Source organism: Mycobacterium sp. (genome assembly GCF_049281135.1).
In the GTDB taxonomy this organism is placed as follows: Bacteria; Actinomycetota; Actinomycetes; order Mycobacteriales; family Mycobacteriaceae; genus Mycobacterium.
The window spans coordinates 15,712-29,189 of record NZ_JBAPRN010000679.1 but is presented as its reverse complement, the minus strand read 5'-3'; the positions used below and the strand labels follow the sequence as shown (position 1 = coordinate 29,189).

Annotated in this window: 13 protein-coding genes; 3 read left to right on the top strand and 10 right to left on the bottom strand. The window is 63.0% G+C overall.

Going from position 1 to position 13,478, the window contains the following annotated elements; all coding sequences use genetic code 11:
- From WAN02_RS27415 to WAN02_RS27405, 3 genes are all read left to right on the top strand, one after another.
- Nucleotides 1-380 (top strand): sugar 3,4-ketoisomerase (locus WAN02_RS27415; RefSeq protein ID WP_422268313.1); only part of this gene is annotated, 380 nt, incomplete at its 5' end.
- The gene (locus tag WAN02_RS27410) at nucleotides 377-805 is read left to right on the top strand and encodes a sugar 3,4-ketoisomerase (protein ID WP_422268311.1); all 429 of its coding nucleotides are present in this window, start codon (nucleotides 377-379) and stop codon (nucleotides 803-805) included. The genes WAN02_RS27415 and WAN02_RS27410, both read left to right, overlap by 4 nt.
- 94 nt (nucleotides 806-899) lie before the next feature.
- Nucleotides 900-2,048 (top strand): DegT/DnrJ/EryC1/StrS family aminotransferase, encoded by a 1,149-nt coding sequence (locus WAN02_RS27405; protein WP_422268323.1) that lies wholly within the window; start codon nucleotides 900-902, stop codon nucleotides 2,046-2,048.
- Between the two features lie 48 nt (nucleotides 2,049-2,096).
- Here WAN02_RS27405 and WAN02_RS27400 read toward each other — a convergent pair whose 3' ends face one another.
- From WAN02_RS27400 to WAN02_RS27355, 10 genes are all read right to left on the bottom strand, one after another.
- A complete protein-coding gene (locus tag WAN02_RS27400) occupies nucleotides 2,097-2,507 on the bottom strand; it encodes a VOC family protein (RefSeq protein WP_422268308.1) in 411 nt (136 codons plus the stop codon).
- Nucleotides 2,504-3,064: a GNAT family N-acetyltransferase gene (locus WAN02_RS27395; protein WP_422268306.1), complete on the bottom strand. Its 561-nt coding sequence runs from the start codon at nucleotides 3,062-3,064 to the stop codon at nucleotides 2,504-2,506. Before WAN02_RS27395 ends, WAN02_RS27400 begins: the two co-directional genes overlap by 4 nt.
- Complete coding sequence (locus WAN02_RS27390; protein WP_422268304.1) at nucleotides 3,054-3,299, bottom strand: hypothetical protein; 246 nt, start codon at nucleotides 3,297-3,299, stop codon at nucleotides 3,054-3,056. The genes WAN02_RS27395 and WAN02_RS27390 overlap by 11 nt, the downstream gene beginning before the upstream one ends.
- Before the next feature lie 10 nt (nucleotides 3,300-3,309).
- A complete protein-coding gene (locus WAN02_RS27385) occupies nucleotides 3,310-5,007 on the bottom strand; it encodes an HAD-IIIC family phosphatase (protein WP_422268302.1) in 1,698 nt (565 codons plus the stop codon).
- A gap of 7 nt (nucleotides 5,008-5,014) precedes the next feature.
- On the bottom strand, nucleotides 5,015-6,211 hold the full coding sequence (locus WAN02_RS27380) for an acyltransferase family protein (RefSeq protein ID WP_422268300.1): 1,197 nt from the start codon (nucleotides 6,209-6,211) through the stop codon (nucleotides 5,015-5,017).
- Nucleotides 6,212-6,341: 130 nt separating this feature from the next.
- Complete coding sequence (locus WAN02_RS27375) at nucleotides 6,342-6,590, bottom strand: hypothetical protein (RefSeq protein ID WP_422268298.1); 249 nt, start codon at nucleotides 6,588-6,590, stop codon at nucleotides 6,342-6,344.
- Nucleotides 6,591-6,854: 264 nt separating this feature from the next.
- Nucleotides 6,855-7,784 (bottom strand): glycosyltransferase family 2 protein, encoded by a 930-nt coding sequence (locus WAN02_RS27370; protein WP_422268296.1) that lies wholly within the window; start codon nucleotides 7,782-7,784, stop codon nucleotides 6,855-6,857.
- 32 nt (nucleotides 7,785-7,816) lie between these two features.
- On the bottom strand, nucleotides 7,817-8,890 hold the full coding sequence (locus WAN02_RS27365; RefSeq protein WP_422268321.1) for an NAD-dependent epimerase/dehydratase family protein: 1,074 nt from the start codon (nucleotides 8,888-8,890) through the stop codon (nucleotides 7,817-7,819).
- Nucleotides 8,891-8,928: 38 nt separating this feature from the next.
- Complete coding sequence (locus WAN02_RS27360) at nucleotides 8,929-11,106, bottom strand: acyltransferase family protein (RefSeq protein WP_422268294.1); 2,178 nt, start codon at nucleotides 11,104-11,106, stop codon at nucleotides 8,929-8,931.
- Nucleotides 11,107-11,219: 113 nt separating this feature from the next.
- Complete coding sequence (locus tag WAN02_RS27355; RefSeq protein ID WP_422268319.1) at nucleotides 11,220-13,409, bottom strand: acyltransferase family protein; 2,190 nt, start codon at nucleotides 13,407-13,409, stop codon at nucleotides 11,220-11,222.
- Nucleotides 13,410-13,478: the final 69 nt, after the last annotated feature.

Genomic DNA, 13,478 nt, shown 5'->3' with positions numbered 1-13,478 from the left:
TGCCGAAAATTCATGACCCTCGCGGAAACCTGACCTTTGTCGAGTCGGGCACGCACGTCCCGTTCGAGATTGAACGCGCATTTTGGATCTATGACGTTCCCGGAGGTTCCGTTCGAGGAGGCCATGCGTACCGGACGGGTCAGGAGTTCATCGTGGCACTATCCGGAAGTTTCGATGTCACAGTGGACGACGGTTCACATCTGATTCGCTACACCTTGAATCGTTCCTATCATGCTCTGTTGGTTCCCAACCTTATTTGGCGGGAAATGATCAATTTCTCCACAAATGCGGTTGCCCTCGTCCTCGCGTCTAACCCATTCACGCCCGAGGATTACGTGCGCGACTACAGAGATTTTCTTCGGCTCAGGAACACGCCGTGAGCAGCGTCGACGAATGCAGATTGGTGAATCTCGAGAAGATCGAGATGCCCGAAGGCAACCTGTCTCCGCTCTACGGTGGGGTTCACGTACCTTTCGAAATCAAGAGGGTGTTTTATCTCTACGATGTCCCCGGTGGAGCCGAGCGTGGCGGACACGCACATCGGGTGCTCCAACAATTTATTGTGGCAGCATCAGGGTCCTTCGCGGTCATGCTCGATGACGGACGAAGTCAACGAACTGTTTCGCTTGACCGCTCCTACCATGGCCTGTACGTGCCGAGCATGATCTGGACACAAGTCACGGGTTTCTGCACGGGGGCGATATCTCTAGTGTTCGCCTCGCTGGCCTACGAGGAATCCGATTACATCCGCGACTACGAGGACTTCATAACGACGGCCCGCAGTGCCGCCAGCACGGCGGGCTGAACGGACCTCCTTTCTTGGCAGGAGAATCAACGCTAGGAAAAGGAATCCAGCCGGGGTTCGCGAGACTGAAATGCGCCGAGGAGCAATCGTGGGAATGGATGGGGCGGGGCCTGGAGTTGCAGCACTCACCAATCCGGCCGTCGCAGTGCCCTTTTTAGACATTGGCGCGGCCACGCGGGAGATCGAAGCTCCCGTGCTGGAATCTATCGAGCGAGTCGTGCGCAGCGGCTGGTACATACGAGGCGAGGAAACAGCAGCGTTTGAGCGAGAGTTCGCTGCCTTTACCGGCGCGAAGCATGCGGTCGGAGTCGGCAACGGTTTAGACGCTATTGCCCTCGCGCTGAAGGCACTCGGGATTGGCCCGGGTGACGAGGTTATCGTCCCGTCGAACACCTACATCGCGACCTGGATCGCCGTAGCGCAGGCTGGTGCCCGCCCGGTGGCGGTAGAGCCGATCGCTGGTCAATGGAACCTCGATCCCGCTCGGGTAGAAGAGGCAATTACTCCGCGAACGCGTGCCCTCGTTCCGGTGCACCTCTTCGGCCAACCAGCAGATCTCGAGGATCTGTTAGCAGTGACGAGGAAACACGAGCTGGTGGTGGTGGAGGACGCCGCACAAGCGCATGGCGCGCGCTACAACGGCCGGCGCATCGGCGCTCATGGCCACGCGGTGGCATGGAGTTTCTATCCGGGGAAAAACCTGGGGGCTCTCGGCGACGGCGGTGCCGTGACCACCGACGACCCCGATGTCGCCGCCCGCGTTCGTTCACTCGGCAACTACGGAAGCAGTCAAAAATACGTGAATGAGCTGCTCGGGGCCAACTCGCGACTCGACGAGATTCAGTCGGCGGTGCTGCGCGTCAAATTGCAGCATCTTGACAGTTGGAACTTTCGACGCCGAACCACCGCGAAACGCTACGCGAACGAACTCGCCGATATCCCCGGACTACGGCTGCCCCATGTCGCGCCCGGACGTGAACATGTGTGGCACGTGTACGTAGTTGACCATGCCTCCCGTGATGAACTGCAGAAACATCTGGCTAGCAAAGGGATTCAGACACTGGTGCACTACCCGATTCCCCCGCACCTGTCAGGTGCATTTGCTCCGCTCGGACTAGTCGAGGGAACGTTCCCTATCGCGGAACGGGCGGCGCGAACTCATCTCAGTCTGCCGATCGGTCCTCATCTGTCGGAGGAAAACGTCACCCAAGTGATTGATGCCTGCCGATCGTTTCGACCATGACAGGAAGAAGACACCTGCATTCCGATCTTCTGTCGTACCACTCGACGCTCACTGCACCTCCGCCTGGATGAGCTCGATCACCGAGCGGTTGCGGAGCATGAGGAACGATACCGGACGCCCGCCGAACGCTGGGGCTGGCATCGGAGCGCGAATGACGTGTGCCCGCAACGACTTCCGGGCCGAACCGAGCGATGCGTCGAGGTCGTCGACCTCGTAGGCCTGGTGGTATAGCCGGCTGCCAGCCTGCAGCCACGGCTCAAGCGTGGTGCTCCCCTCGTAGGGCTCAAGCAACTCGAGGCGGGGACCGGGGCCCACGAGGAACACGCCGCGGACCCCCTGGCCCGCATCGAGAAACTCCCCGCCCTCGCGTTCGTAGCCGAGCTGCGCATAGACGGCCTCGTCCCGGGCGATCGATTCCGTCGCGATCCCGATGTGGTGGAAGCGGCCGATCGGGATCACGAGCGTGCAACGCGGCGGGCGACCCGCTCGGCCGTCGGGGCCAGCGCATCGCGAAACGCCGGCCAGTCCGGGCGGACGATAGAGTGCTCGACACAGGCGCGACCGCCCGTATCGATGTGCTCAGAACGGCTCGTGTACGGGCAGGAGTCGTGGAAGCTGACGACCACGAGGTTCTCCGCGAGCGTGCGGCAGTAAATCCGTCGGAGTCCGAGTTCGTCGAACCCGAAGCGCAGCAGCAGCAGCACAGAAGCCGAGGCAGCAAGAGAGCCTCGCCGGAGAATCCAGCGTCCCCACTCCCCGCTCGCGTCCTGGATCCCGTAGAGACCGATGACCCCCTCCCAACGACCGCCAAGGGTCTCGATCACGAAGTAATGGTCACCAGCACGGGCCTGTTGCGCCTCGACCCAGCGTTCCTGGTCCTCCACCCCGCCAGCAGTCGGGTTAAGGAACCGCCCGAGCTCAGGATCGGTGCGGAGCGCGAGGATGCCCGCGGCATCCCGCCGCTCGACAGGACGGAGGCGGTGACCGAACTCTTCCGGCCCAGCCTTAACGGCCACGTACCCGGTCGAGCGCTGTAACGATCGACTTAACATCGAATAGCTCGGCGATCTCGTCCTCCTCGAACTGCACCTCAAACTCCTCCTCGATCTGGAAGACGATCTCGATGTGCTTGAGCGAGTTCCAGGCCTCTTGCTCGTTGCGGCGAGCAACGACCGCCTCCTCCGGAGACATGTCGAGAACGCGTGCGACGATTGCGGCGACGACGCTCGCGAGCTCTTCCGATGACGGCATGCCGACGAGCCTAATCGGGGTCCGCGGCGGACCCGAGCACCGAGACCGTCACTACATTGGGCACCGGGATTTCGTCGAACCGGGCTCGCTCGACGAAGACCTCACCGGCCTCAGCAACCGTATCTAGACCGGCGATGTTCCCAACCCATCGACGCGCGGGAAGGTTTCGCTCGGTCTGTCGCACCTGAAAGCACACCTCTCGCACGCGCTCCCAGCACGGAAGTACGCGCAACGCCTGGCTGACCAGCAGCGACTCGAGTCCTCGCCCCATCGCCCGGCAGCTCATCGCAAGCTCGTCGACGCGGAGCCGCCCATCGTCGTTCCTGACAGCAAGCAAGGCGATGACGCCGCTGTCCGACAAGCGATCTGAGAGCGCCACCGACACCACATGCGCATCCTGATCCTTCATCGCCCGTTGTAAGTCGGCCTCGCCAAGTCGGGCGACCGTGACGTTGAACTGGTTGGTCTTGGCGCTTAGATCGGCGAGGCGGGTCAGCTGCTCCTCGCGATCCACGCCGATCTCGGCCCGCACCCCGAGCTCTTCTAGGTACCGATCAAAGTCCTCGGCCTCGTCAAGCAGCCGCTCCCGGGCGGCGTTCGCCGCGAGGTCGCCGGCACGGACCATTGCGGCGTCGTCGCTCTTCCACCGCCAAAGCCCCGACTGCCAGCGCAGCGCATCGATGGTTCGATCGGCGTCGGCTTGCGCGTGGACGAGCGCCACACCTGGGTACCGGAGTCCGACTGTCAGGAGTTCGCCTGGGTTGTCGTCGACGAAAACCACGGCGTCTTCACCGATTCTGGCTGCGGCAGCAGCACAATGCACCGCGTCGGCCTTGGAACCCCAGGAGACTTCGACGGCAACGAAGTCGTCGAGAGCTAAGCCGTAGTCCGCCCGCCGCGCCGCGAAGAGGCGTTCGACGTCCTCTGGCTCGTTACGTGACACGAGGGTGAGCAGCGCACCGCCTGCCGCAAGCTCTTTCAGATAGGCGTGCAATCTGGCGTGCGCGGGCGTAACTTCGACACCCTCGATGCCGTCCTCACCGAGGACACCCCGGTGCAACGTCTCGTCCAGGTCGACCGCCACCATCTTGCGGGGCGGGAGCAAAGATGCCGGCAACCAACGTGCGCCGAGCACGCGTGCGAGTTGGACCTGTGCGTCCCGGGAGATCCGACTGCCCGTGAGGGCAGCGGTGCGCTCGTCGATGAGGGCAACGCCGGCTTCGTTGCAGACCGTCCAGGGGTCGGCGCAGTGGAGGCCTGGTAAGCCCTGGAAGCGGTCGACCGCGGCGGCCGTGCGGGCGGGGCGATCCGAGACCGGAACCACCACCACCGGGCCGACAGCGGACACCGCACACCGGGCGACCCGACTAACGAACCAGTCCAGCGCCTCGTCGTCTCCCAACGCCAGCCGGTCAAGGTCGAACCAGACGAGGTCGAGGTCCGCGCCGCCCTGCGGCGGGAGGGTCAATGTGTCGTCGTACCCTCCCAGCACCAGCTCAAGGTCGAGGCCAGCCGTCTGCAGGAACGGGCCGAGCAGCGGTTGGAGTGGCTCGATGGCATGGTTCCGCCATACCGCCACGGTCCCGGTCAGCTTCACGGGTTCCTGGACGTTGAGCGCCGTGAGCTCCGCCCGACGCGGCCGGTGAGCTGTGAGGATCTCCTGCTGGTCGAACCGCCCGAGGAGGTACCGGCCCTCTGCAACGCTCATGAGGGCCTCAACCTTCCATAGCGGGCTGCGATCGAGGCTCAGGTGTTCGAGAAGGCGAGATTGAAAGACGCTTCCTCAAAAAGATGCGCGCGGGTCTTTCGAATGACACATGCAATCCCCAACTGAGGGCGATAAGGAACAGTAAGCAAAGTATTAAGACCATACCGCTCACCAAGGTGAAGCCATTCGAAGAAACACCCCACCTCTGGAACTGCGCTCCCACGGGTGCGTGAATCAAGTAGAAGGCATAGGACAACTCTCCCAGAGCAACAAGCGTTACGGAACCCAAGAATCTGGCGATGCCTCGATGCGGAGATAGCGCCAATGAAAGAATCAGAACAGCACCAGGAACAGCGTAGGCGAGGTCATAGCTGGGAGAAGAGTTGAGTAGCTGCGGAACCATCATGAGCCCCATTATCAGCAGTGACATGGCGACGGCTACCAATGGCGCGGTCTTGATCAGACATGCACGACTGCGTTCGCGTGCATAGATCAAAGCCCCACAGATTCCGAGGGTGAAGTCGCCGAGACGCATGAGCGGAGATCGATAAATCCAGCGATGAGCAGAGGCAGGATCAGACAACGGAAGTTTATCGTTACCTGTCAGGTGAAAAAGAATGACGAGCGTTGCCATAGCGGCCACTACGAAGCAAGCAACGGTTATCACCTTCCTCGTCGAGGTCAACACTCCCGCTAGGAGAACCAGGAGCGGGAACATCGCATAAAGAAAGAGTTCGACGCCGACAGACCAACCAGGGGAATTCCAAGAGTATGCCAGTTTCACGTCGCCGGTCCATGCCTGGATCGCCAGAAAATGCCACCAAAGTCCGGCAGTCGTGGCGGCTGGACTAAAAGAAACCCAAACAACAACCACAAACAGCAGGATAAGCCAGTATAGGGGCATGACCCTTGCCATGCGTGCCACGGCATAATTCCAGATGCCGGCTTTTCGGCGTTCAGCTATCACGTCACCGTATGTGACGGTCAGGACGAATCCCGAAAGGACGAAGAACAGTGTGACGCCGATATATCCGCTTGAGAAAAACGTCGAAATAATCGGCGGTGTCCTGCCCCCGGGTACGTTGTGAGACAGAAATACGGCAAGTGCAGCGCACCATCGCAGGCCAGTTAAAGATTCGATGCGAGGACGTCCCGCAGTAGTGCGGTGATACAGGTCCCCGGTAGCAGGAATACGTTGATCCATATGCGCAGCTTTCTTGTCAGTCAGCGAACCGACGCAGCGTGTATCTGGCTTGACGCGACAAGGCCCTGGCGTAGCCACAGAACGCGGGCGAACACGCGAAAGGGCTCGAAGGTAGAGCCTTCAAACAACATCACTCAATTACCAGGAACGCCGGCAGCCCGGGGTTGCCGTGGCCAGTACGTTGCAGGCGGATCCGGTCGAGTCCGAACACCTCGCGCACGGCGAGCGTCTCGCCGGGATGCTCGGGGGAGTTGAGTTCGTCGAAACCGATCACGCTGCCGTCGTCAAAGAATGCGATCCATCGCAGCACGTGCGACGGCAGGAACAGCGGCAGCTGATGCAGGTCCTTCATGTCTATGCTGCGAATCTGTTGTGTCATGCGGCCGCTCGCTCGGGTCGGTGGCGAAGCATGTGGCAGTGCATCGCCGAATGGTCAGGGAAATGGAGTGAGGCAATGACGAGGCCTCTGACGACCTCGTATGGAACGGTCACACGGAGCGCATTCGGAAGTGGCTCGACCACCATGGCATCACGGGCACCGAACTCGATCGCGGAGATTTCTCGACGGCGCAAAATAGTGCCGTCGTCGATCACTAGCTGATGGCCTCGATCCGGCTGTGGCAAGCGCCGGGGTGGGTGGTTTTCACAAACCATGGCGTAACCGCCGAGCACGAGCGAACTCGCGAAAGGGTTCGAGGGCCAAGATTTTCAAACGCGACCATCGATCTGGTCCTTTGATCCCGAAATACACGGCCCGTCCCAGCCATGCGAGTGGCCACCACATGCCCGCGATGATGCGGATGTCTGGTGGGGATGCGGGATCCATAATCATCCAGGTGAGTATGCGAAGTTGATCCAACCACCAGGGGCATGATGCCCAAATGTCATCCGTGATCACCTTTTGATGTCTCACCGCCAGTTCTTTTGGGACAAAACAAGCCGCGGATCTGAGCAATAGACGCAACCAGAGTTCCGTCTCGTCAAGACAATCGGTATGAATACCTCCCGCATCAAGTGCTACCCGACGCCGGAACATCACACTGGTCGGTTCGCCTATCCAGTTGTAGGCGAAGCCTACTGACGACATCTGCCTGACTAGCGACAAGCCGTTATTGTATTCTTCGAGCTTCCGGAAGTGGGTATGGAGCGTCTTGCCGAATTTCAGCCACTTGAGGTCGTCTGTCACCACGCGCCGCGGCGCGAAAGCCATTCCCACGCTGGGGTTCTCGAAGCATCGCGCAAGCGTCTCCAAGGCGCCTGGAAGTAGATAGTCGTCGCAATGCACGAACTGGATACAGTGGCCACGCGCGAGTTCTAAACATCTCTGGTGGTTTTCTGACTGACCGAGGTTGGATTCGTTAATTACGAGACGGTCGCGCGGCCTGAGCATCGTTGCGGCAATAGCCACGCTGTCGTCCGACGAACAGTCGTCGATGACCAAGATCTCGAAGTCGCCGTCCTGATCCACGACGCTGCGCAGACACCGCGCGATTGTCGCGCCGTTGTTGTACACCGGCACGCAGACCGAGATAAGCGGCTGCGCCGACAAAGCGTCAATCTCAGTGGAGTTCATCGATACCACGTTCGTATCACTGGGTGGCGGCTTCAGCACCGGGGATCACCAGCCCCTCGACTCTGCCCGCCGATCCAATCTAGGAGCTCACGCAGACCTTCCTTGAGCGCCCACTTCGGGTGCCAGTCGAGTTCCTTTGTTGCCAGCTCGATGTCGCATCTTGCGGCACGCACGTCACCGTCGCGGAATTTCGCCACGACCACCGGTTCTGGGGCATCACAGACGGCGGCGATCTGCCGAGCCAGCTCATGGATGGTTGTCGGGATACCCGACCCGATGTCGACGCAGCGTGACTGCGCCGCAGGTTTTTCTATCGCAGCGAACAGCGCGTCGATGACATCGTCGATATAGACGAAATCGCGAACGATCCGTCCGTCTTCGTAGACTTCCAATGTGTGCTGCTCGCCTGCCAATCGTGCGAAAAGAGCGACGATTCCGGTGTACGAATTCGTCAGCGACTGGCCCGGCCCGTAGACATTCTGTAGCCGCAGCACACTGAGATGGGTGTCGTGCGCGGCTGTCCAAGCGGCCAAGATGTGCTCTTGGGCGAGTTTGGTTGCGGCGTAGATATTCGTCGGCCGGGGCTCCGTTCGGCTGGCACAGCTCGGAAGCGGGACCGCCGAATCGTCCGTGGGTCCTTGCGGATCCCAGACGCCGGCCATGAGCTGAGCGTGGCTGCGAGGCTGCGGGTAGTAGATCTGCGAGCCGTACTGCCACGCGCCTTCGCCATAGACGGCTCTCGATGATGCCAGCACGAGCTGATCGGGCGCGTGTCCTGCGCGGCTCAGCGCATCAAGAAGTTGAGTCGTTCCCACCACGTTCACCGAACCGTGGCGCGTCGCCTCCGAAAGTGACTGCGCCGTTCCCGTCTCAGCCGCCAAATGAACGATCTGGGCAGGTTGGAGCAACCGAAGCACGGCGTCCAAGTCGGGCGCGTGCGTGACGTCACCGGTGAACAAGCGCACCGATGGCGGTAGATCGATTACTGCATGGTCGCCGTGCACTTGCGGGTGCAGGACGTCCATCACAGCGACTTCGTAGCCTGCATCGACGAGACAGTGCGCGAGTGCGGACCCAATGAATCCTGCTCCGCCAGTAATGAGCACGGATGTTGACATGACTCGAAGCCTCCGGTTCCTCTGGGTCAACTGCGGGCCAGCGTGCGGTCGGCCAGCGCTCCGATGGCCGGTGCCAGCAGCCGGGAGTATTCGACCGTCACATGTCGCCCGTCCAGGTAGACGAGGGTGTTGCCGACAATGATCGGGCAGCGCTCGGCGGTGCAGAACAAGTTGGTGAGGTCTGCGTATTGTCCGCCGCCGGCTTTGGTGGCGACAGACTCGGCCGCAATGCCGGGCTCGTTTAACGCCATCGACGTTCGCGCCGAGCAGGCAGCCGCGTCATCGAGGTGCCCGGACAGGCAGACCGGCACCACTGAGCCTGGATCCGGGGTCGGCCCGAGCACCAGAACCTTGGCGCCAGAGCCGCGCAGCTGCCGCATAAGGCGGGTCAGGCTGGCGATCCACGGCGGATCGTAAGACGTGAGCCAGTTACCGTGGCCGTACTCTCGCAACATGCTGACCACGACCAGCCGCGGGTGTTCGGCGCGTAATCGTGCGATGACCTGACCACGCCACTGCTCGCACTCGGTGTACTCCCGATGAAGTTGAGCGCTGGCGATCGGCAAGTCCAGCAACGGGCAGCCCGCTTTGGTCAGCATCTCTAGCCGCCAGTGCCGCTGCTCAGCGACCGCGCGGAACGCTGGACTCCACATCGTGGCCTGCGAGTCGCCGACCACGGCCACCGTCGTCGTCGAAGCAGTATCGCCCGTCGCGCAGTCAGGCTGTGCGACTTGCCAACCGCTGCGCATACAGCCGCTGCGGAATAGGTCGTTATGTTCTGCTGGCGCGTCGGCAAGCGGCGGGGTCAGGTTTGACGGGACGGCTTTGACGTCGACAGAGGCTGCGACCGCGGCCTGCACCTGAGCGAACGCATGCTGCACCGCGGCGTCATAGGCGGCGATGTCGGAGCCGGTGGGCACCGGCGCCGTGGTGACATTCATCGCCGCCGCCGGCGCGCCGCGCCCGACCGGGGTAGGCACCACAACCAGGAGCGCTAGGCCCGCACCGACTGCGACCGCGGTGGCGATGCCGCCCAGCGCCAGACTGCGCCCGGGAGACCGGCGGACCGGAGCGGCGAATCGCAACGGGTTCTCGATGAAACGCAGGGTGAGTACCGCCAGCACGCCGGAGACCAGCGCCGCGGCCAGCCTGGCGGCCAGCCCCAGCGGGTGGCCGATTACTAGTGGTGCGAGTACCAGAACAGGCCAGTGCCACACATACCACGAGTAGGAGATCCGGCCGATCGCGCGCATCGGCGACAACCCCAGGACGCGGCTGCATCCCTGGGCAGGTGTGGCACAGCCGGCGCCGATCACCAGCGCCGCACCCACGGTGGGTAACAGCGCGGCGATGCCCGGATAGAGCGTGTCCGTGCTGAAGCGGGTGCAGGCCAGCAGGACTAGGGCCAGTCCCGCCCATCCGGTGACGGCAGCAGCGCGTGCAGGGATTCGGCGCCACTGGCCGGCCGTGAGGACCACCAGGCCGCCGACGGCCAACTGCCAGGCCCGGGTGGGTAGTGAAAAAAACGCCGCAGCAGGCGCCCAGTGAGTGGTCGCCAGCGACAGCGCGAATGAGACAGCCGCGACCAATGCAAAGACCAGCTGATACGGGCGCTGCGAGGAGGTGGCCTCGGCTCTGCTGCGCCCACGCGTATGCCGGATCAACCACACCGTCCCGATGATCAAGGCCGGCCAAACCAGGTAGAACTGCTCCTCAACACCCAACGACCAATAGTGCTGGAACGGTGACACTGCGACATTGGGGGCGGAGTAGTCGACGCCCTGTAGAAGGAACCGGTAGTTGCTGACATACAAAGCGCTGGTGATGCCATCACCGATGGCGGTGCGGGCCTGCAGCGGGGGTAATAGGACAGCCGAGCCGATCAAGGTGATGACTCCGACGAAGGCCGACGCCGGCAGCAGTCGGCGGGCCCGGGCCCCGTAGAAGCGGCGCAGCCCGACAGTTCCCGTGGTATTCGCTTCGCGCCACAGCAGCCCGGTAATCAGGAATCCCGAGATGACGAAGAACACGTCCACGCCGACGTATCCCCCACCGACCCCGGGAACGCCGGCGTGAAAGAGGACAACGGCCAGCACCGCCACGGCGCGCAAGCCCTCGATGTCCGGCCGAAATCCCGTCCGTGCCGATCCCTGACCCTGCTGGCCCTTGGTGGTGCTGCCGCTGACGGCCTGGTGCACTGTCACCTACCTAGGAAGAGGACGGCCTTCTTCGAGTCGAGGCATTATCACACACGCGTTCAACAGACTCTTTGCGAATTCGACGACTGATTGCACGCCGGCCAGTTCTACGACGAACATCAACCGTGGGCGATCGCACGGTCGGCCAGCGCCCCCATCATCGGTGCCAGCAGCCGGGCGTATTCGACCGTTACATGTCGCGCGTCCAGGTAGACGAGGGTGTTGCCGACGATGACCGGGCAACGGTCAGCAGGGCAGAACAGCTCGGTGAGGTCTGCGTATTGTCCGCCGCCAGAATTGGTGGCCGCGGTCTCGGCCGCAACGCCGGGCTGGTTCACCGCGGTCGATCGTGGCGGCGTGCATGCCTCCACGTCATCGAGATGCCCGGACAAGCAGTCCGGCGTCGCTGAATGTGGATCCGGGATCGGACCGAGCACCAGCACCTGCGCGCCGGTGCCGCGCAGCTGCCGCACCAGGCGCGTCAGGCTGTCGATCCATGCCGGGTCGTACGTCGTGAAACCTGACGCCCAACCGTATCGCGCACCGTATTTCCGCTGGATGCTGAGCACGACCAGCCGCGGGTGCTCGGCCTGTAACCGGGCGAGGATCTGACCGCGCCACTGGTCGCACTCGGTGTAGTCCCTGCGAAGGAAGGGCTCGAAGATCGGCAGGTCCAGCAATGGGCAATTCCCTTTGGCCAGGGTCTCGAGCCGCCAGTGCCGCTGGATGGCGACGTGTTGCAACGCGGGAAACCACATTGCGGCATTCGAATCGCCGACCAGCGCCGCCGTCGTCGTCGAGGCGGTATCGCCCGTCGCGCACTCGGGCTGGTCGCGTTCGAAACTGTTGCGCAAGCAGCCGCCGAGGCGAAGGGCCTTGAATTCAGCCGTCGTGTCGTCGAGTGTCGGGTTTAGGTTCGAGGGTACGGCCTTGAGTCCGGCCGATGCCGCGACCGCCGCCTGCACCTGAGCAAACGCCTGCTGCACCGCCGCGTCGTAGGCGCCCGACGTGGAACCGGCCGGGACCGGCCGGGCGTTGAAGGACAGTGCTGTTGCCGGCGCGCCACGGCCGACCGGTGTAGGCACCAATACAAGAAGCGCTAAGCCCACGCAGACCGCGACCGCCGTGACGGCCCCGCCCAGCGCCAGACTGCGTCCGGGAGACCTGCGGACGGGAGCGGCGAATCGCAACGGGTTCTCGATGAGACGAAGTGTGAGGCCCGCCAACCCACCCGAGATCAAGACCGCTGCGAGCGCCAACCACAGTCGGTGGCCGATGACGGGCGCTATAGCCCCCAGGGCCATCAGCAGCATCGGCCAGTGCCACAGATACCACGAGTAAGACACCCGGCCGATCGCGCGCATCGGCGACACCCCCAGGACGCGGCCGCATCCCTGAGAAGGTGTGGCGCAGCCGGCGCCGATCACCAGCGCCGCGCCCAGCACAGGCAACAGCGCGGCGCTACCCGGATATGGCGTGAGCGGGCCCAATCTGGTGCAGGCCAGCAGGATCACCCCCAGCCCTACCCAGCCCGCGATCGCGGCAGCTCGTGGGGGCAGGCGGCGCCACCGGCCGGCCGTGAGGGCCACCAGGCCGCCGACGGCCAACTCCCAGGCCCGGGTGGGCAGCGAGAAGAACGCGGCGGGAGGGACCACGCGAGTGGCCACCAGCGACAGCGCGAAGGACGCGGCTCCAACCAGAGCAAGGACCACCAGATAGGCGCGTTCCGAGGGGGCGGCCTGGGCCCTGGTGCTGCGACGCGCATGCCGGATCAACCACGCGGTCCCGATGATCAAGGCTGGCCACACCAGGTAGAACTGCTCCTCGACACCCAACGACCAGTAATGCTGAAACGGCGACGGCGGCATGGTGGCGCCTAAGTAGTCGACGCCTTGGAGAATGAACCGGTAGTTACTTACATAAAGTGCGCTGGCGATGCCGTCACCGATGACGCGTCGGGCCGTCAGCGCGGGTGTTAGGACGGCCGAGCAAAGCATGACAAAGACGCCGACCGCGGCTGACGCCGGCAGCAGTCGACGGGCCCGGGCCCCGTAAAAGCGGCGCAGCCCGACCGTTCCCGTGGTGTTCGCTTCGCGCCACAGCAACCCGGTAATCAGGAATCCCGAGATGACGAAGAACACGTCCACGCCGACGTATCCCCCACCTAGCCCGGGGACGTCGGCGTGAAACAGCACAACCGCCAACACCGCCACGGCGCGCAAACCCTCAATGTCTGGCCGAAACCCCGACTCCTCCGAGCGCCGACTTTGCGCCCCTTCAATCGGGCTAATGCTGTCGGTCTGGGGCAAGGTCACTCACTAGTTAATAAGGGCGGGTGGCTTAAGTCGAGGAATTATCACACACGCGTTCAATAGATG

Bases quoted from the DNA above. Each gene is read 5' to 3' on its own strand.
- WAN02_RS27405 (WP_422268323.1), top strand. From the start codon at position 900: ATGGATGGGGCGGGGCCTGGAGTTGCAGCACTCACCAATCCGGCCGTC.
- WAN02_RS27375 (WP_422268298.1), bottom strand. From the start codon at position 6,590: ATGACACAACAGATTCGCAGCATAGACATGAAGGACCTGCATCAGCTG.
- WAN02_RS27370 (WP_422268296.1), bottom strand. From the start codon at position 7,784: ATGAACTCCACTGAGATTGACGCTTTGTCGGCGCAGCCGCTTATCTCG.
- WAN02_RS27380 (WP_422268300.1), bottom strand. From the start codon at position 6,211: ATGGATCAACGTATTCCTGCTACCGGGGACCTGTATCACCGCACTACT.
- WAN02_RS27390 (WP_422268304.1), bottom strand. From the start codon at position 3,299: ATGCCGTCATCGGAAGAGCTCGCGAGCGTCGTCGCCGCAATCGTCGCA.
- WAN02_RS27385 (WP_422268302.1), bottom strand. From the start codon at position 5,007: ATGAGCGTTGCAGAGGGCCGGTACCTCCTCGGGCGGTTCGACCAGCAG.